This is a genomic window from Pseudomonas sp. NPDC089396 (assembly GCF_044749545.1).
GTDB lineage: Bacteria > Pseudomonadota > Gammaproteobacteria > Pseudomonadales > Pseudomonadaceae > Aquipseudomonas.
Genome location: NZ_JBIVIC010000008.1, coordinates 242,148 through 260,543 on the forward strand (window position 1 = coordinate 242,148; position 18,396 = coordinate 260,543).

The window sequence follows — 18,396 nt, forward strand, 5'->3', positions numbered from 1 at the left end:
ACAATCCCCCATCCCCGGCACGGCTATTGCTACACCGCAGGCACCACACCGTTTTTATGACGGTCCGCCACGCGAGAGAGCACGATGCCCCAAGCCGCCCACTTTTCCCGAGCCCTTGATCCGCAGGGGCGTTCCCCGGTCGAACAGGAGAGTCGAGAGGGGCTGGAGCAGGCATTCGCCCTGTTCAACCAGGTATCCACCCAGCTCAACCAGTCCTACAGCATGCTCGAAGCCCGCGTCAGCGAGCTCAAGGGCGAGCTGGCCGTGGTCGGTGCCCAGCGCATGGCTGAACTGAACGAGAAGGAGCGCCTGGCCAACCGCCTGCAGAACCTGCTCGACCTTTTGCCCGGCGGGGTGGTGGTGATCGACGACCAGGGCTTGGTGCGCGAAGCCAACCCGGCAGCCCGCGAGCTGCTGGGCGAGCCCTTGCTCGGCCAGCTGTGGCGCCAGGTGATCGCCCGGAGCTTCGCCCCGCGCAAGGATGACGGCCACGAGGTGTCGCTGCGTGACGGTCGCCGCCTGTCCATCGCCACCCGCTCGCTGGACGCCGAGCCCGGTCAGCTGGTGCTGCTCAACGACCTGACTGAAACCCGTCGCCTGCAAGACCAGCTGGCACGCCATGAGCGGCTGTCGGCGCTGGGGCGCATGGTGGCCTCGCTGGCCCACCAGATCCGCACGCCGCTGTCGGCGGCGATGCTGTATGCCAGCCACCTGGCCGATGGCGAGCGCGACCTCGCGCCAGAGACCCGTCAACGTTTTGCCGGTAGCCTCAAGGAGCGCCTGCACGAGCTGGAGCATCAGGTGCGTGACATGCTGGTGTTTGCCCGTGGCGAGCTGCCGTTGACTGACCGGCTGACCCCCAAGGGCCTGTTCCAGGCCCTGCAGCAGGCGGCTCAGGCGCATGTCCAGGGGCATGCCGTGCGCTGGCAGTGCGACACCCACCTGGGGGAGTTGCTGTGCAATCGCGATACCCTGGTCGGCGCCTTGCTCAACCTGATCGAGAACGCCCTGCAGGCCAGCGAAAGCCCTGCGCGCCTCAAGGTGCACCTGTTCCGCCGTCAGCACAGCCTGCACTTGTGCATCAGCGATGCCGGCACGGGCATCCAGCCAGAGCTGCTGGGGCGCCTGGGCGAGCCCTTTCTCACCACCAAGGCCACCGGCACCGGGCTGGGGCTGGCGGTGGTCAAGGCGGTGGTGCGTGCGCACCAGGGCAGCTTTCAGCTGCGCTCCAAGGTTGGCCGTGGCACGTGCGTAAGCGTAGTGCTGCCGTTGATCGACGGTCAGTCTGTGGAGGCGGTGTGATGCCTATCAAGGTGCTGCTGGTCGAGGACGACCGCGCCCTGCGCCAGGCGTTGGGCGACACCCTGGAAATCGGCGGCTTCGCCTACCAGGCCGTAGGCAGTGCCGAGGAGGCGCTGGAGGCGGTGGCGGGCGACGCGTTCAGTCTGGTGGTCAGTGATGTGAACATGCCGGGCATGGACGGCCATCAGTTGCTGGCGCAATTGCGCCGCCATCAGCCGCAGCTGCCCGTGCTGCTGATGACCGCCCACGCGGCCGTTGAGCATGCCGTCGAGGCCATGCGCCAAGGGGCGGTGGATTACCTGGTCAAGCCGTTCGAGCCCAAGGCGCTGCTGAGCCTGGTCGAACGCCATGCGGCCGGGCGGCTGGCTGCAGATGAGGGGCCAGTGGCCTGCGAGGTCGCCAGCCGACAACTGCTGGAGCTGGCCGCGCGTGTCGCGCGCAGCGATTCCACCGTGCTCATCTCCGGCGAGTCGGGGACTGGCAAGGAGGTGCTTGCACGCTACATCCACCAGCAGTCGCCGCGCTCGGCGCAGCCATTCGTCGCGATCAACTGCGCGGCAATCCCGGACAACATGCTCGAAGCCACCCTGTTCGGCCACGAAAAGGGCGCGTTCACCGGCGCCATCGCTGCCCAGGCCGGCAAGTTCGAGCAGGCCGAAGGGGGGACGTTGCTGCTCGATGAGATCTCCGAGATGCCCCTCGGGCTGCAGGCGAAGTTGCTGCGTGTGTTGCAGGAGCGTGAAGTGGAGCGGGTTGGTGGGCGCAAGCCGATTGCGCTGGATATCCGCGTGCTGGCCACGAGCAACCGCGACATGGCGGGCGAGGTGGCGGCCGGGCGTTTCCGTGAAGACCTTTACTACCGGTTGTCGGTGTTCCCCTTGGCCTGGCAGCCGCTGCGCGAGCGCCCGGGTGACATCCTGCCGTTGGCCGAGCGCTTGCTGGCGCGGCATGTGGCGAAGATGAAGCATGCGCCGGTGCGCCTCTCGGCCGAGGCGCGGGCCTGCCTGCAGGCCTATGCCTGGCCGGGCAACGTCCGTGAGCTCGACAATGCCTTGCAGCGGGCATTGATCCTGCAGCGAGGCGGGGTCATCGAGGCGGCGGATTTTTGTCTGGCGGGCGCCATTCCCCTGTCGAGCGCCGTGCCGGCCGCGCCAATGCCAGTGGCTGCCGTGGACGACGCCGGTGGTCTCGGCGACGACATGCGCCGCCTCGAATTCCAGTTGATCATCGACACCTTGCGCGCCGAACGCGGACGCCGCAAGGAAGCGGCCGAAAGGCTCGGCATCAGCCCGCGCACGCTGCGCTACAAGCTGGCGCAGATGCGTGATGCCGGGCTCGACGTGGAAGCCAGCCTGTACGGTTGAAGCAGTCTTTTGCAAGGTCGCGCAGCGGGCTGGCACTTTTGTTGCTAGTTCTGGGCTATCCGCCGCATGAGCGTCAAAAAAATGCGGCCGCCGGAGAGAGAAGTTCATGAGCCAAGGTGTTGAATTCAATCGTCTGATGTTGGACATGCGGGCCATGCAGGCAGAAGCCATGTCTGCGCCCAAGGCCACTGCCGCGCCGGAGTTGGCGCCTGGGCAGAGCAGCTTTGCCGACATGCTCGGCCAGGCCATTGGCAAGGTGCATGAAACCCAGCAGGCGTCCACCCAGCTGGCCAATGCCTTCGAGATCGGCAAGAGCGGTGTCGACCTGACCGACGTGATGGTCGCCTCGCAGAAAGCCAGCGTGTCCATGCAGGCCTTGACCCAGGTACGCAACAAGCTGGTCCAGGCGTACCAGGACATCATGCAGATGCCGGTTTGAGGACGGAAGTGAGTCATGGCTGAAGCAGTCGTCGAAAACGCCCCCGCCAAGAGTGGTTCGCCCGCGAGCAAACCGCCGCTGTTGGGCATGGCGTTTCTGGAAAACATCTCGCAGATGCCCATGCTGCGCCAGGTTGGCCTGCTGGTCGGGCTGGCCGCGAGCGTGGCGATCGGCTTCGCCGTGGTGCTGTGGTCGCAGCAGCCGGATTACCGCCCGCTGTATGGCAGCCTGGCGGGGATGGATACCAAGCAGGTCATGGATACCCTGGCCGCTGCCGATATTCCCTACAACGTCGAGCCCAATTCCGGCGCTCTGCTGGTCAAGGCCGACGACCTCTCCCGGGCGCGCCTGAAACTCGCAGCCGCTGGCGTGGCGCCAAGCGACGGCAACGTCGGCTTCGAACTGCTCGACAAGGAGCAGGGCCTGGGTACCAGCCAGTTCATGGAAGCCACCCGTTACCGTCGGGGTCTGGAAGGCGAACTGGCGCGTACCGTCTCCAGCCTGAACAACGTCAAGGCTGCGCGCGTGCACCTGGCCATCCCGAAAAGCTCGGTGTTCGTGCGCGATGAGCGCAAGCCCAGCGCCTCGGTACTGGTCGAGCTGTACCCGGGCCGCTCGCTGGAAGCGGGCCAGGTGATGGCCATCGTCAACCTGGTCGCCACCAGCGTGCCTGAGCTGGACAAGGCGCATGTCACCGTGGTCGACCAGAAGGGCAACCTGCTCTCCGAGCAGTTGCAGGACACCGCGCTGACCATGGCCGGCAAGCAGTTCGACTACAGCCGCCGCATGGAAGGCCTGCTCACCCAGCGTGTGCACAACATCCTGCAGCCGGTGCTGGGCAATGACCGTTACAAGGCGGAAGTGTCCGCTGACCTTGACTTCAGCGCCGTGGAGTCGACCTCCGAGCAGTTCAACCCGGACCAGCCGGCGCTGCGCAGCGAGCAGTCGGTCAACGAGCAGCGCGCCAGCAGCCAAGGCCCGCAAGGTGTACCGGGTGCCTTGAGCAACCAGCCGCCGGGCCCCGCCTCGGCGCCGCAGACCACCGGTGGCAGCGCCGCGCCTGCCGGCGCCATCCAGCCGGGCCAGCCGCTGGTGGATGCCAACGGCCAGCAGATCATGGACCCGGCCACTGGCCAGCCGATGCTCGCACCGTACCCAGCGGACAAGCGCCTGCAAACCACCAAGAACTTCGAGCTGGACCGCTCCATCAGCCACACCCGCCAACAGCAGGGTCGCCTGACCCGCCTGTCGGTCGCCGTAGTGGTCGATGATCAGGTCAAGGTCGACGCCAATGGCGAGGCCACCCGTGCGCCGTGGGCTGCCGAAGACCTGGCGCGCTTCACCCGCCTGGTGCAGGACGCCGTAGGCTTCGATGCCAGCCGCGGCGACAGCGTGACCGTGATCAACGTGCCGTTCGCCGCCGACCGTGGCGAAGAGATCGCCGACATCGCCTTCTACCAGCAGCCCTGGTTCTGGGATGTCGTCAAGCAGGTGCTGGGCGTGCTGTTCATCCTGGTGCTGGTGTTCGGCGTGTTGCGCCCGGTGCTCAACAATATTACTGGCGGCGGCAAGCAAGCTGCTGCGACGGATGGCGACATGGAGCTGGGCGGCATGATCGGTCTGGATGGCGAACTGGCCAACGACCGCGTCAGCCTGGGTGGCCCGACAAGCATTCTGTTGCCTAGCCCGAACGAGGGTTACGAGGCGCAGCTCAACGCAATCAAAGGCCTGGTGGCCGAAGACCCGGGTCGCGTGGCCCAGGTCGTGAAAGAGTGGATCAACGCCGATGAGTGACAATCGAGCCATTACCGCCAAGCTCAGCCGCGTCGACAAGGCAGCGATCCTGCTGCTGTCGCTCGGTGAGACCGATGCTGCGCAAGTGCTGCGACACATGGGCCCGAAAGAAGTGCAGCGGGTCGGTGTGGCCATGGCGCAGATGGGCAACGTGCACCGTGAGCAGGTCGAGCAGGTAATGAGCGAGTTCGTCGAGATCGTCGGCGACCAGACCAGCCTGGGCGTGGGCTCCGATGGCTATATCCGCAAGATGCTCAATCAGGCCTTGGGCGAAGACAAGGCCAACGGCCTGATCGACCGCATCCTGCTCGGTGGCAACACCAGCGGCCTGGACAGCCTCAAGTGGATGGAACCGCGCGCGGTGGCCGACGTGATCCGCTACGAGCACCCGCAGATCCAGGCCATCGTGGTCGCCTACCTCGACCCCGACCAGGCGGGTGAAGTGCTGAGCAACTTCGACCACAAGGTACGCCTTGACATCATCCTGCGTGTGTCGTCGCTCAATACCGTGCAGCCGGCGGCGCTCAAGGAGCTGAACCAGATTCTCGAGAAGCAGTTCTCGGGCAATTCCAATGCCGCGCGTACCACCCTGGGTGGCATCAAGCGCGCCGCCGATATCATGAACTTCCTCGACAGTTCCGTGGAAGGCGCACTGATGGATTCGATCCGCGAGGTCGACAACGACCTGTCGGAGCAGATCGAGGACTTGATGTTCGTCTTCAACAACCTGGCCGATGTCGACGACCGCGGTATCCAGGCGCTGCTGCGCGAGGTGTCCTCCGACGTGCTGGTGGTGTCGCTCAAGGGCGCCGACGAGCGGGTCAAGGACAAGATCTTCAAGAACATGTCCAAGCGTGCCTCGGAACTGCTGCGCGACGACCTGGAAGCCAAGGGCCCGGTGCGCGTCAGCGACGTGGAAACCGCGCAGAAGGAAATCCTCACCATCGCCCGCCGCATGGCCGAGGCCGGCGAGATCGTGCTCGGTGGCAAGGGTGCCGAGGAAATGATCTGATCCCGTCAGCGGCACGGATCCTTTGTAGGAGCGGCCTTGTGTCGCGAAAGGGCTGCGAAGCGGCCCCGGCAATTTATGCAGCAACATTGAAATTCTGGGGCTGCTTCGCAGCCCTTTCGCGACACAAGGCCGCTCCTACAGGGGGCGCATTGGTCGAACAGGGTTTTTGAGTACCTGAGAACATGCCCACTAAAGAATCCCACCCCAGTGACCTGATCCGCGCCCGCGACCTCGTGGGCGTCGACGTGTGGGCATTGCCCAGCTTCGACCCCGAGCCGGAACCTGAGCCTGAGCCGGAACCTGAAGTCGTCGAGGAAGAAGTCGAAGAGGTGCCGCTGGAGGAAGTCCAGCCGCTGACACTCGAAGAGCTTGAGGCGATCCGTCAGGAAGCCTACAACGAAGGTTTTGCCACCGGCGAGCGCGAGGGCTTTCACAGCACCCAGCTCAAGGTCCGCCAGGAGGCCGAAGAGACGCTCGCGGCCAAACTGGCCAGCCTGGAGCAGTTGATGGGGCATTTGCTCGAGCCGATCGCCGAGCAGGACACCCAGATCGAAAAGACCCTGGTGCACCTGGTTTCGCACATGGCCCGTCAGGTCATCGGCCGTGAGCTGCGCAATGATTCCAGCCAGATCACCCAGGTACTGCGCGAGGCCCTGAAACTGCTGCCCATGGGCGCCGACAATATCCGCATTCACCTCAACCCCCAGGACTTCGAACTGGCCAAGGCCCTGCGCGAGCGCCACGAAGAGCAGTGGAAGCTGCTCGAGGATGAGGCGCTGTTGCCCGGTGGTTGCCGTATCGAGACCTTGCACAGCCGCATCGACGCGACCATGGAAACCCGCATCGAGAAGGCTGTCGCCCAGCTGTTCGACCAGTTGCACGACCAGGCCCTGCACCCGGCGGCGCCGGACATCGCGGTCGAACTGGACGGCAACGATGCGCCTTGATCGCACCAGCTTCGGCAAGCGCCTGGGCGGCTACGCCGAGGCGATCGAGCTGCCCGTGCAGCCGGTGGTCGAAGGTCGACTGCTGCGCATGGTCGGCCTCACCCTCGAAGCCGAGGGCCTGCGCGCTGCGGTAGGCGGGCGCTGCCTGGTGATCAACGATGACAGTTACCACCCGGTTCAGGTCGAGGCCGAGGTCATGGGCTTTTCCGGGAACAAGGTGTTTCTCATGCCGGTCGGCAGCATCGCCGGCATCGCCCCCGGTGCGCGGGTGGTGCCGCTGGATGACAGCGGTCGCTTGCCCATGGGCATGAGTATGCTCGGCCGGGTGCTCGATGGCGCCGGTCGCGCCCTCGACGGCAAGGGCGGCATGAAGGCCGAAGACTGGGTGCCGATGGATGGCCCGATCATCAACCCGCTCAACCGCGACCCGATCAGCCAGCCCTTGGATGTGGGCATCCGCAGCATCAACGGCCTTTTGACCGTCGGGCGTGGCCAGCGTCTGGGCTTGTTCGCCGGTACCGGTGTGGGTAAATCGGTGCTGCTGGGCATGATGACCCGCTTTACCGAGGCCGAGATCATCGTGGTCGGGCTGATTGGCGAGCGGGGTAGGGAGGTCAAGGAGTTCATCGAGCACATCCTGGGCGAAGAAGGCCTCAAGCGCTCGGTGGTGGTCGCATCCCCTGCCGACGATGCGCCGCTGATGCGCCTGCGTGCGGCCATGTATTGCACGCGTATCGCCGAGTACTTCCGCGACAAGGGCAAGAACGTGCTGTTGTTGATGGACTCGCTGACACGCTTTGCCCAGGCCCAGCGTGAAATTGCCCTGGCCATCGGTGAGCCGCCGGCCACCCGTGGCTATCCACCGTCGGTGTTTGCCAAGCTGCCGAAGCTGGTGGAGCGCGCCGGCAACGGCGAGCCAGGGGGTGGTTCGATCACGGCGTTCTATACCGTGCTGTCCGAAGGCGACGACCAGCAGGACCCGATCGCCGACTCGGCGCGCGGCGTGCTCGACGGCCACTTCGTGCTGTCCCGGCGCCTGGCCGAAGAAGGCCATTACCCGGCCATCGACATCGAGGCCTCGATCAGCCGGGTCATGCCCCAGGTGGTCGATGCCGACCACCTGCGCCAGGCGCAGAAGTTCAAGCAGCTGTGGTCGCGCCTGTCGCAAAGCCGCGACCTGATCAGCGTCGGTGCCTATGTCGCCGGCGGTGACCCGGAAACCGACCTGGCCATTGCCCTGCAGCCCAAGCTGGTGGATTTCCTGCGCCAGGGGTTGGACGAGAATGTCGGCATGGGCCAGAGTCGCCAGCAGCTGGGGGCGATCTTCGTGCCCCCCAGCAATGGTCGATAGGCCATGAGCATGCCCAGCCGTGCCGCGCGCCTGGCGCCGGTGGTGAACATGGCCGAGGAGGCCGAGCGCAAGGCCGCGCAGCGCGTGGGGCATTTCCAGCAGCAGGTGACCCAGGCCCAGGCCAAGCTGGCCGAACTGGAGTCGTTTCGCGAAGGTTACCAGGCGCAATGGATCGACCGCGGCGGGCAGGGGGTCAATGGCAGCTGGCTGGTCAACTACCAGCGCTTCCTGGGTCAGCTGGAGACGGCCATGACCCAGCAGCGGCAGAGCCTGACCTGGCACCAGAACAATTTGAAGAATGCCCGCGGTACCTGGCAGCAGGCGTATGCCAGGGTCGAGGGACTGCGCAAGCTGGTGCAGCGGTACATGGACGAGGCGCGGCGGGCTGAAGACAAGCGCGAGCAGCGCTTGTTGGATGAACTGTCCCAGCGGTTGCCCAGGCAGGGGCATCTGTAGGAGCGGCCTTGCGTCGCGAAAGGGCCGCAAAGCGGCCCCGGCCATCTTTACTGCGAAGCTGAAATCCTGGGGCTGCTCTGCAGCCCTTTCGCGACGCAAGGCCGCTCCTACATCGGTGTCAATTTGCGCCCACTGCGCCTGCCTGCTAAACCTTGAACTGTTACATCCGCCATCATCGAAGGAATCGCTAGCATGGCAGTCGAGACCGATTTTTCGCAGGACGGGAAAAAACTCACGATCAAGATCAAGGGGCGTTTCGATTTCGGCAAGCATCAGGAGTTTCGCGATGCCTACGAGCGCCATTCCAAGCGGCCCGACTCGGTGGTCGTGGACCTGAAGGACACCACCTACCTGGACAGCTCCGCGCTCGGCATGCTGCTGTTGCTGCGCGATCACGCGGGCGGCGACGACTCGGATGTGCGGGTGGTACATGCCAGCTCCGACGTGCGCAAGATCCTGGCGATTTCCAATTTCGAAAAGCTGTTCGACATCAGTTGACTGCCCAGATGCCGGCCGAACGGATGTTGACCGTGCTGGTGGCCGAAGACAGCGCCACCGATCGCCTGTTGCTGGCGCAGATCGTCCGCCGTCAGGGGCACGAGGTGTTCACTGCCGAGAACGGTGAGCAGGCCGTGGCGCTGTTTGCCGAAAAGCGCCCGCAACTGGTGCTGCTCGATGCCCTGATGCCGGTGATGGACGGTTTCGAAGCGGCGCGGCAGATCAAGGCACTGGCCGGCGAGGCGCTGGTGCCGATCATTTTCCTGACCTCGCTGAACGAGGAGGGTGCCCTGGTGCGCTGCCTGGAGGCCGGGGGCGACGACTTCATGGCCAAGCCCTACAGTGCGGTGATCCTCGGCGCCAAGATCCGCGCCATGGACCGCCTGCGCCGTTTGCAGGCGACCGTGCTCGAACAGCGCGACGAGATCACCCGGCATCACCATCACTTGCTCAACGAGCAGCGGGTGGCCAAGGCGGTGTTCGACAAGGTCGCCCATTCCGGTTGCATCACGGCGCCGAACATCCGCTACCTGCAGTCGCCCTACGCGTTGTTCAACGGCGACCTGTTGCTGGCGGCGTTCACGCCGTCGGGCGACATGCATGTGCTGCTCGGCGATTTCACCGGGCATGGCTTGCCCGCAGCCGTCGGCGCCATGCCCCTGGCCGAAGTGTTCTACGGCATGACCGCCAAGGGCTATGGCCTGGCGCAGATGCTGCGCGAGATGAACGCCAAGCTCAAACGCATCCTGCCGGTCGACATGTTCTGCTGCGCGCTGCTGCTCAACCTGAACATGCAGCGCGGCACGGTGGAGGTGTGGAATGGCGGTATGCCGGACGGCTACTTGCTGTCGACCTCGGGCCAGGTGCTCTCGCCCCTGGCCTCGCGCCACTTGCCGTTGGGTGTCCTCGGCGCCGAGCGTTTCGACGACAGTACCGAGGTGTTGCCGCTGGCGGCGGGAGAGCGGCTGTTGCTGCTGTCCGATGGCGTGGTCGATACGGCCGACGAGCAAGAGCGGCTGTTCGGCGTCGAGCGCTTGCATGACGTGCTGACGGCCAACCGCGACCCGGCGCAGTTGTTCGGTGAGGTCATGCAGGCCCTGGAGCGTTTTGGCGGGCGCCCGCGGGATGACATCAGCTTGTGTGATATCCGCATGTTCGCGCCCGAAGAGCGGGTTCCGGCACCGACCCTCTACTCCGACAGCGGGCGCTCCAGTGCGCTGGATTGGTCGTTGGGCTATGAATTGCGCGGTGAAAGCCTCAAGCGTTTCAATCCGGTGCCTTACCTGGTGCAGTTGCTGCAGGAGATCCATGGCTTGCGGTCGCTGACCGGCGCCCTGCACAGCGTGCTCAGCGAGTTGTATTCCAATGCCTTGGAGCATGGGGTGCTGGGCCTGGATTCCTGGATCAAGCGAGATGTGCAGGGCTTTGCCCATTACTATCAGGAGCGCGCCCGGCGGCTGGGTGAATTGGTCGATGGCTTCGTGCGTATCGACCTGAAAGTGGAACCGCTGGCTGCTGGCGGGCGTCTGACGATCGAGGTCCGCGACAGTGGCGCGGGCTTCGATGTGCACAAAGTGCTCTCGCGCCCCCCGGAGGATCAGGGTCTGAGCGGTCGAGGTCTGAGTCTGGTGCGGCGGCTTGGCAGCAGTGCCCAATGGCATGAGGGCGGGCGTTGTGCGCAGGTGCAGTTTGAATGGTGAGCCGCATGAAGGCTCGGGCATAATCCGGCTTGATCAAGGAGTGAACAAGTGACAGACATGCATATCGATCACAGCGTGCTCAGGGACCTGCAGGAGGTCATGGAGGAGGGTTATCTGCAATTGCTGGAAACCTTTCTCGAAGACTCCGAGCAGCGCCTGAGTCAGTTGCACGGTGCCAGGACCGCCAACGAGCTCGGTATGGCCGCGCACAGCTTCAAGGGCAGCAGCGGCAACATGGGCGCTGTCGGCCTAGCCCAGCTTTGCCAGCAACTGGAAGAGCGGATAAAGGAGCGGTCGCCTTACGGTATCGAGGAGCTGATCCACCGCATCGACCAGGAATACCTGGTGGTGCAGCGCTTCTATCACAGCGAACGTGAGCGGGTATCTGCCAGCTGACCGACAGGTTGGCGCGAGTCTTGCCTGTCTGTGCCAGGACGATATTCATGTTTCTGGCGCGGAGACCTTTCAATGCCTGTCGCACCCAATCCTTTGATGCAAGCCAACACCCTGAGCAAGCCGTCGAGCGCGGCTTCCGTGCGGGTGGACAAGCCGCTGCAGGCGGCGGGCGGGCAGGGCGGCGGCTTCGATCAGCTCATGGCTAGCCAGGGGCGCGACAAACCGTCGATGCACGACGACAAGATCAAGCCCAAGGACAAGCCAGACGCACCTACGGGCGGCAAAAAGGAGGCAGCCGACAAGCCGGCCGTTGCCGATGACGGCAACGAATTGCCTGCCACCGATCAGGCGCAAGGCAGCAGCGACGCTGCATCGAGTTCGGTGGATGCCAGCCTGGTGGCGGGTCAGGTCACCGATGCGCAGCCAGGCGCACAATTGCTGCAGGCTCAGGCCCAGACGGTGTCGCCGGTGTTGCAGGCCGCGGCGCAGCAGGTTTTGCCCGAGACAGCCGCAGACGAAACCTTCGACCCCAATGCCGATCCGCTGGCCAATATGCCGACGCTCCGCCTGGCATTGGAGCAAAGCGCCCAGGCCAAAGGCATGACCTCGGCACATGCGGCCGATGCTTCGCAGCCGGCTGAGGACGGCCCAGTTACCGTCAATCCATTGGCGAACCTGATCGACAATGTCGAGGGCGAGGCCGGTCAGTCGCAGGCGGGTGACAAAGCCTTCGGTGCCTTGCTCGAGGAGGGCCTCAAAGACACCAAGGGCGCCGCTGGCGATACCCGCATCGATGACTTCGCCGACCGCCTGGCCAGTCTGACCCAGGCCGCCACGGCCAAGACCGCCAACGCCGTGCCGGTGACTGCCAGCCCCTTGCACCAGCCGCTGGCCATGAACCAGAACGCCTGGGCCGAAGGTTTGGTCAATCGGGTCATGTACCTGTCCAGCCAGAACCTCAAGTCGGCGGATATCCAGCTGGAACCGGCCGAACTGGGGCGCCTGGACATTCGCGTCAACCTGGCGACGGATCAGTCGACCCAGGTCACCTTCATCAGTGGCCATGCTGGCGTGCGTGACGCGCTGGACAGCCAGGTGCACCGCCTGCGCGAACTGTTCGCCCAGCAGGGGCTGGCGCAGCCGGACGTCAACGTCGCCGACCAGTCGCGCGGGCAACAGCAGCAGGCGCAGCAGGAGGGGGCGCAGTTGTCCGGGGTGGCGGCGCGGCGCGGGCAGGAAGGGGGAGGGGCGGAGCCAGGGGAGCTTGCCGATGCTTCCCGGCCGGTGGAGCGGCAGGTGGTCATTGGTGATAGTGCCGTCGACTTTTACGCCTGATTCTCTGTTGTCTGCGCTGGCCCTATCGCCGGCAAGCCGGCTCCCACAGGTACACCACAGGTCTTGAACATTGTGGGGTCTCTGTGGGAGCCGGCTTGCCGGCGATAGGGCCCGCGCAGACCAAAAGCCACAATCTGGCATAACACTTGCTCAAGCCACGTCATCCTTCTTTGAAACCCCGCTGGACGACGGATTATTGGCATGGCGAAGAGCGACGCAGTGAAAGACCCCGCCGCTAAAGGCAAACTCAAGCTGATCCTGCTGCTGGTGCTGGCCCTGCTGCTGGCAGTCGGCCTGTCGGTGGGCGCCACCTGGTTCATCATGCACAAGAGCGACGCGGCCCCGGCTGCCGACCCGGCGGCGGCCAACGTCAAGCCGGCGGCGCTCTACGAGCCCCTGACCCCCGCCTTCGTGGTCAACTTCAACCAGAACGGCCGCCAGCGCTACATGCAGGTGAGCATCACCCTGCAAGGCCGCAACCAGGCCGATCTGGACGCCCTCAAGGTGCACATGCCGGTGATTCGCAACAACCTGGTGATGATGTTCTCCGGGCAGGGCTTCGACACCCTGGCCGGCAGCCCGGTAGGGCAGGAGATGCTGCGTCAGAAAGCCACCGCGGTGGTGCAGGAAGTGGCGCAGAAAGAAGTCGGCAAGCCGGTGGTCGACCAGTTGCTGTTCACCAATTTCGTATTGCAGTAGGAGTCCGCCATGGCCGTACAGGACCTGCTGTCCCAGGATGAGATCGACGCCCTGTTGCACGGCGTCGACGATGGGCTGGTACAGACCGAGAGCGCTGCCGAGCCCGGCAGCATCAAAAGCTACGACCTGACCAGCCAGGACCGTATCGTGCGGGGTCGCATGCCGACCCTGGAAATGATCAACGAGCGCTTCGCCCGCTACACCCGTATCAGCATGTTCAACCTGCTGCGCCGCTCGGCAGACGTGGCGGTTGGCGGCGTGCAGGTGATGAAGTTCGGTGAGTACGTGCATTCGCTGTACGTGCCGACCAGCCTCAACCTGGTCAAGATCAAGCCGCTGCGCGGCACCTCGCTGTTCATCCTCGACGCCAAGCTGGTGTTCAAGCTGGTGGACAACTTCTTCGGCGGAGACGGCCGTCACGCCAAGATCGAAGGCCGTGAATTCACCCCGACCGAGCTGCGCGTGGTGCGCATGGTGCTGGACCAGTGCTTCGTCGACCTCAAGGAAGCCTGGCAGGCGATCATGCCGGTCAACTTCGAGTACATGAACTCGGAGGTCAACCCGGCCATGGCCAACATCGTCGGCCCGAGCGAGGCGGTGGTGGTGTCGACCTTCCACATCGAGCTGGACGGCGGTGGCGGCGACCTGCACGTGACCATGCCGTATTCGATGATCGAGCCTGTGCGGGAAATGCTCGATGCGGGCTTTCAGTCCGACCTGGACGACCAGGACGAGCGCTGGGTCAAGGCCCTGCGCGAGGACGTGCTGGATGTCTCCGTGCCGCTGACCGCCACGGTCGCCCGCCGCCAGCTGAAGCTGCGCGACATCCTGCACATGCAGGCCGGCGACGTGATCCCGGTGGAGCTGCCCGAGCACCTGGTGCTGCGCGCCAATGGCGTGCCGTCGTTCAAGGCGCGCCTGGGCTCGCACAAGGGCAACCTGGCCCTGCAGATCATCGACCCGATCGAACGCCGCTGAAGGCGTGCCGGTCGCTCACTACGAATTGAATGCCTGTCGAGGACATCATGGCTAACGAAAACGAGATCACCTCCCCCGAGGACCAGGCCCTGGCCGACGAGTGGGCTGCGGCACTGGAAGAAACCGGTGACGCCGGCCAGGCCGACATCGACGCGCTGCTGGGTGGCGACGTCGGCAGCGCCGGCACCGGCCGACTGCCGATGGAGGAATTCGCAAGCTCCCCAAAGCCGAAGGAAAACGTCACCCTCGAAGGCCCGAACCTGGACGTGATCCTGGATATTCCAGTGAACATCTCCATGGAAGTCGGCAGCACCGAAATCAACATCCGCAACCTGTTGCAGCTCAACCAGGGCTCGGTGATCGAACTCGACCGCCTGGCTGGCGAGCCGCTCGACGTGCTGGTCAACGGCACGTTGATCGCCCATGGCGAAGTGGTCGTGGTCAACGAGAAGTTCGGCATCCGCCTGACTGACGTGATCAGCCCCAGCGAACGCATCAAGAAGCTGCGCTGAGTGAGAGGCACGATGCGGGCCATGACGGCCTTGGTCACGCTTTTGGCCAGTGAGGTGGCGATTGCCGCGGCCACCGTCGCACCGGCCACGCCGACCGCCGCCGCACCCGGCAGCCTGGGCGGGCAGCTGGCGCAGATGGTGTTTGGCCTGCTGCTGGTGGTCGGGCTGATCTTCTTCCTTGCCTGGGCGCTGCGCCGCATGCAAGGCGCGGCGCCCAAGGGCGGCCAGGTGATAGAGATCGTCGGCAGCCGCGCCCTCGGCCCGCGTGACCGACTGTTGCTGGTACAGGTGGGCAAGGAGCAGATCCTGATCGGCCACACCCCCGGCAGCATCGAGGCCCTGCATGTGCTGGCCGAGCCTGTCGAGGTGCCTGCCAGTGCCCGCCAGGCGACGCCGGAATTCGCCCAGCGGCTCATGGAGCTGATGGGCAAGGATCAGAAGGACAAGAAGTGATGAGCGGCGCCTTGCGCATATTGTTGAGCACCTTGTTGCCAGTCGCGCTGCTGCTGGCCGCGCCATTGGCCCAGGCCGCCGACCCGCTGTCGATCCCGGCCATCACCCTGTCCAACGGACCGGACGGCCAGCAGGAATATTCGGTCAGCCTGCAGATCCTGCTGATCATGACCGCGCTGAGCTTCATTCCAGCGTTCGTCATCCTGATGACCAGCTTCACCCGCATCATCATCGTGTTCTCGATCCTGCGCCAGGCCCTGGGCCTGCAGCAGACGCCGTCGAACCAGGTGCTGACCGGCATGGCGCTGTTCCTCACCATGTTCATCATGGCGCCGGTGTTCGACCGGGTGAACCAGGACGCCCTGCAGCCGTACCTGAAGGAGCAGATGACCGCCCAGCAAGCCATCGACAAGGCCCAGGGGCCACTCAAGGACTTCATGCTGGCGCAGACCCGGCAGAGCGACCTGGACCTGTTCATGCGCCTGTCCAAGCGCACCGACATCGCCGGCCCCGACCAGGTGCCGCTGACCATCCTGGTGCCGGCGTTCGTCACCTCGGAGCTCAAGACCGCGTTCCAGATCGGCTTCATGATCTTCATCCCGTTCCTGATCATCGACCTGGTGGTGGCCAGTGTGTTGATGGCCATGGGCATGATGATGCTGTCGCCGCTGATCATCTCGCTGCCGTTCAAGATCATGCTGTTCGTTCTGGTCGATGGCTGGGCGCTGATCATGGGCACCCTGGCCGGCAGTTTCGGCGGCGTCTGACGCCGTCAAGGAGAGCCCTGCATGACCCCTGAAGTTGCTGTCGACCTGTTCCGCGACGCCTTGTGGCTGACCACGCTGATGGTCGCCATCCTGGTGGTGCCGAGCCTGCTGGTGGGCTTGATCGTGGCGATGTTCCAGGCCGCCACGCAGATCAACGAACAGACCCTGAGCTTCCTGCCGCGCCTGCTGGTGATGCTGGTGACGCTGATCGTCGCCGGCCCTTGGCTGGTGCAGAAGTTCATGGAGTACATCACCGGGCTGTACACCAGCATCCCGCAGCTGATCGGTTGAGGTCGCCATGCTGGAGCTGACCGACGCGCAGATCGGCACCTGGGTCGCCACCTTCATCCTGCCGCTGTTTCGGGTGACGGCAGTGCTGATGACCATGCCGATCTTCGGTACGCGCATGCTGCCGGCGCGTATCCGCCTGTACGTGGCGGTGGCGATCACCGTGGTGATCGTGCCGGCGCTGCCGCCGCTGCCCGAGTTCGACCCGCTGAGCCTGCGCGGCTTGCTGCTGTGTGGTGAGCAGGTGATCGTCGGTGCGTTGTTCGGATTCTCCCTGCAGCTGCTGTTCCAGGCCTTCGTCATCGCCGGGCAGATCATCGCGATCCAGATGGGCATGGCCTTCGCCTCCATGGTCGACCCGGCCAACGGCGTCAACGTGGCGGTGATCAGCCAGTTCATGACCATGCTGGTGAGCGTGCTGTTCCTGGTGATGAACGGCCATCTGGTGGTATTCGAGGTGTTGAGCGAGAGCTTCACCACCTTGCCGGTGGGCAATGCACTGGTGGTCAACCACTTCTGGGAAATGGCCGGGCGCCTGAGCTGGGTGTTCGGCGCCGGGCTGTTGCTGATCCTGCCGGCCATCGCCGCGCTGCTGGTGGTGAACATCGCCTTCGGCGTGATGACCCGCGCGGCGCCGCAGCTCAATATCTTCTCCATCGGCTTCCCGCTGACCCTGGTGCTGGGGATCGGCATCTTCTGGGTGGGCCTGGCCGATATTCTTTCCCACTACCAGGCATTGGCCAGCGAAGCGCTGCAATGGCTGCGTGAACTGGCAAGGGCGCGCTGAGCATGGCGGAGAGCGAAAGCGGTCAGGACAAGACAGAAGAACCCACCGACAAGCGCAAGCGCGATGCGCGCGAGAAAGGTGAGATCGCTCGCTCCAAGGAGCTGAACACGGTGGCGGTGACCCTGGCCGGTGCCGGCGGCCTGCTGGCCTTCGGCGGGCACCTGGCCGAGACGCTGCTGGCCATGATGCGGCTGAACTTCAGCCTGACCCGCGAAGTGATCGTTGACGAGCGCGCCATGGGGGCCTTCTTGCTGGCCTCGGGCAAGATGGCGATCTGGGCGGTGCAGCCGGTGCTGATCCTGCTGTTCGTGATTGCCTTCGTCGCCCCTATCGCCCTGGGCGGCTTTCTGTTCTCTGGCAGCCTGCTGCAGCCGAAATTCAGCCGCATGAACCCGCTGTCGGGGGTCAAGCGGATGTTCTCGATGAACGCCCTGACCGAACTGCTCAAGGCCATCGCCAAATTCATCGTCATTCTGGTGGTGGCGCTGGTGGTGCTGGTCAATGACCGCCAGGCGCTGCTGGCGATTGCCAACGAGCCGCTGGAGCAGGCGATCATCCACAGCGTCCAGGTGGTGGGCTGGAGCGCCCTGTGGATGGCGGCGGGGCTGCTGCTGATCGCGGCGGCGGACGTGCCGTTCCAGCTGTACCAGACGCACAAGAAGCTGAAGATGACCAAGCAGGAGGTCAAGGACGAGTACAAGGACAGCGAGGGTAAGCCTGAGGTCAAGCAGCGCATCCGCCAGTTGCAGCGTGAGGTGTCGCAGCGGCGCATGATGGCGGCGGTGCCCCAGGCCGATGTGATCATCACCAACCCGACGCATTATGCGGTGGCGTTGCAGTACGACCCGGAGAAGGGCGGGGCGGCGCCGTTGCTGCTGGCCAAGGGGACTGATTTCATCGCCTTGAAGATTCGCGAGATCGGCGTGGAGCACAAGGTGCAGATTCTTGAATCGCCGGCCCTGGCGCGGGCGATCTACTACTCCACCGAAGTCGAACAGGAGATCCCGGCGGGGTTGTACCTGGCGGTGGCGCAGGTGCTGGCTTATGTGTTCCAGATTCGCCAGTACCGTTCTGGCAAGGGCAAGCGACCGGAGCCGTTGAAGGAGGACCTGCCGATTCCGCCGGACCTGCGCCGCGACAGTTGAGGGCCCTATCGCCGGCAAGCCGGCTCCCACAGGGAAGGGCAGCGCTGTACCTGTGGGAGCCGGCTTGCCGGCGATAAGGCCGGCGCTGACAGCGCAAAACCCAAAGTTGGAAGGCTTCTTGCAGAGCCACGCCCAAGCGCCCCTTGGGCGTCAAAGTTTTGCATGAAGAGGAC

Annotated in this window: 20 protein-coding genes; all 20 read left to right on the forward strand. The window is 64.7% G+C overall.

The genetic code is table 11. The annotated features are described in order from the left end of the window. Nucleotides 1–84 precede the first annotated feature (84 nt). The 20 genes from ACIPZB_RS17335 to flhB all read left to right on the forward strand — a co-directional run bounded on the left by ACIPZB_RS17335 (nucleotide 85) and on the right by flhB (nucleotide 18,223). Complete coding sequence (locus ACIPZB_RS17335; protein WP_400641795.1) at nucleotides 85–1,302, forward strand: sensor histidine kinase; 1,218 nt, start codon at nucleotides 85–87, stop codon at nucleotides 1,300–1,302. After that, a complete protein-coding gene (locus tag ACIPZB_RS17340) occupies nucleotides 1,302–2,666 on the forward strand; it encodes a sigma-54-dependent transcriptional regulator (RefSeq protein WP_400641796.1) in 1,365 nt (454 codons plus the stop codon). Before ACIPZB_RS17335 ends, ACIPZB_RS17340 begins: the two co-directional genes overlap by 1 nt. A gap of 106 nt (nucleotides 2,667–2,772) precedes the next feature. Then, the gene (fliE, locus tag ACIPZB_RS17345; protein WP_400641797.1) at nucleotides 2,773–3,105 is read left to right on the forward strand and encodes a flagellar hook-basal body complex protein FliE; all 333 of its coding nucleotides are present in this window, start codon (nucleotides 2,773–2,775) and stop codon (nucleotides 3,103–3,105) included. 15 nt (nucleotides 3,106–3,120) lie between these two features. Beyond that, on the forward strand, nucleotides 3,121–4,899 hold the full coding sequence (fliF, locus tag ACIPZB_RS17350; RefSeq protein WP_400641798.1) for a flagellar basal-body MS-ring/collar protein FliF: 1,779 nt from the start codon (nucleotides 3,121–3,123) through the stop codon (nucleotides 4,897–4,899). After that, nucleotides 4,892–5,911: a flagellar motor switch protein FliG gene (gene fliG, locus ACIPZB_RS17355; RefSeq protein ID WP_008097328.1), complete on the forward strand. Its 1,020-nt coding sequence runs from the start codon at nucleotides 4,892–4,894 to the stop codon at nucleotides 5,909–5,911. The genes fliF and fliG overlap by 8 nt, the downstream gene beginning before the upstream one ends. A 182-nt stretch (nucleotides 5,912–6,093) precedes the next feature. Then, the gene (gene fliH / locus ACIPZB_RS17360; RefSeq protein WP_400641799.1) at nucleotides 6,094–6,858 is read left to right on the forward strand and encodes a flagellar assembly protein FliH; all 765 of its coding nucleotides are present in this window, start codon (nucleotides 6,094–6,096) and stop codon (nucleotides 6,856–6,858) included. Beyond that, nucleotides 6,848–8,209, forward strand: a complete 1,362-nt coding sequence (gene fliI / locus ACIPZB_RS17365) for a flagellar protein export ATPase FliI (RefSeq protein WP_400641800.1) — start codon at nucleotides 6,848–6,850, stop codon at nucleotides 8,207–8,209. The genes fliH and fliI overlap by 11 nt, the downstream gene beginning before the upstream one ends. A gap of 3 nt (nucleotides 8,210–8,212) precedes the next feature. Beyond that, nucleotides 8,213–8,665 carry a flagellar export protein FliJ gene (gene fliJ / locus ACIPZB_RS17370; protein ID WP_400641801.1) on the forward strand — a complete coding sequence of 151 codons (453 nt, stop codon included), beginning with the start codon at nucleotides 8,213–8,215 and terminating at the stop codon, nucleotides 8,663–8,665. Between the two features lie 192 nt (nucleotides 8,666–8,857). Further along, nucleotides 8,858–9,163 carry an STAS domain-containing protein gene (locus tag ACIPZB_RS17375; protein ID WP_400641802.1) on the forward strand — a complete coding sequence of 102 codons (306 nt, stop codon included), beginning with the start codon at nucleotides 8,858–8,860 and terminating at the stop codon, nucleotides 9,161–9,163. A gap of 8 nt (nucleotides 9,164–9,171) precedes the next feature. Beyond that, on the forward strand, nucleotides 9,172–10,863 hold the full coding sequence (locus ACIPZB_RS17380; RefSeq protein ID WP_400641875.1) for a SpoIIE family protein phosphatase: 1,692 nt from the start codon (nucleotides 9,172–9,174) through the stop codon (nucleotides 10,861–10,863). A gap of 48 nt (nucleotides 10,864–10,911) precedes the next feature. Beyond that, nucleotides 10,912–11,259, forward strand: coding sequence for an Hpt domain-containing protein (locus ACIPZB_RS17385; protein WP_400641803.1), 348 nt, complete (start codon nucleotides 10,912–10,914; stop codon nucleotides 11,257–11,259). 72 nt (nucleotides 11,260–11,331) lie between these two features. Next, entirely contained in the window at nucleotides 11,332–12,594 is a 1,263-nt protein-coding gene (locus ACIPZB_RS17390) for a flagellar hook-length control protein FliK (RefSeq protein WP_400641804.1), read from the forward strand. A 201-nt stretch (nucleotides 12,595–12,795) separates the two neighbouring features. Continuing rightward, nucleotides 12,796–13,293 (forward strand): flagellar basal body-associated protein FliL, encoded by a 498-nt coding sequence (gene fliL / locus ACIPZB_RS17395; RefSeq protein WP_400641805.1) that lies wholly within the window; start codon nucleotides 12,796–12,798, stop codon nucleotides 13,291–13,293. A 9-nt stretch (nucleotides 13,294–13,302) separates the two neighbouring features. Beyond that, nucleotides 13,303–14,271, forward strand: a complete 969-nt coding sequence (gene fliM / locus ACIPZB_RS17400; RefSeq protein WP_008093288.1) for a flagellar motor switch protein FliM — start codon at nucleotides 13,303–13,305, stop codon at nucleotides 14,269–14,271. A 47-nt stretch (nucleotides 14,272–14,318) separates the two neighbouring features. Beyond that, nucleotides 14,319–14,783: a flagellar motor switch protein FliN gene (fliN, locus tag ACIPZB_RS17405; protein ID WP_400641806.1), complete on the forward strand. Its 465-nt coding sequence runs from the start codon at nucleotides 14,319–14,321 to the stop codon at nucleotides 14,781–14,783. 12 nt (nucleotides 14,784–14,795) lie between these two features. Then, nucleotides 14,796–15,236, forward strand: coding sequence for a flagellar biosynthetic protein FliO (fliO, locus tag ACIPZB_RS17410; RefSeq protein ID WP_400641807.1), 441 nt, complete (start codon nucleotides 14,796–14,798; stop codon nucleotides 15,234–15,236). Further along, nucleotides 15,236–16,003: a flagellar type III secretion system pore protein FliP gene (fliP, locus tag ACIPZB_RS17415; RefSeq protein ID WP_400641808.1), complete on the forward strand. Its 768-nt coding sequence runs from the start codon at nucleotides 15,236–15,238 to the stop codon at nucleotides 16,001–16,003. The genes fliO and fliP overlap by 1 nt, the downstream gene beginning before the upstream one ends. 21 nt (nucleotides 16,004–16,024) lie before the next feature. Then, on the forward strand, nucleotides 16,025–16,294 hold the full coding sequence (gene fliQ / locus ACIPZB_RS17420; protein WP_008093282.1) for a flagellar biosynthesis protein FliQ: 270 nt from the start codon (nucleotides 16,025–16,027) through the stop codon (nucleotides 16,292–16,294). A 7-nt stretch (nucleotides 16,295–16,301) separates the two neighbouring features. Next, nucleotides 16,302–17,078 (forward strand): flagellar biosynthetic protein FliR, encoded by a 777-nt coding sequence (fliR, locus tag ACIPZB_RS17425; RefSeq protein WP_400641809.1) that lies wholly within the window; start codon nucleotides 16,302–16,304, stop codon nucleotides 17,076–17,078. A 2-nt stretch (nucleotides 17,079–17,080) separates the two neighbouring features. Next, nucleotides 17,081–18,223, forward strand: a complete 1,143-nt coding sequence (gene flhB / locus ACIPZB_RS17430) for a flagellar biosynthesis protein FlhB (RefSeq protein WP_400641810.1) — start codon at nucleotides 17,081–17,083, stop codon at nucleotides 18,221–18,223. Nucleotides 18,224–18,396 lie beyond the last annotated feature (173 nt).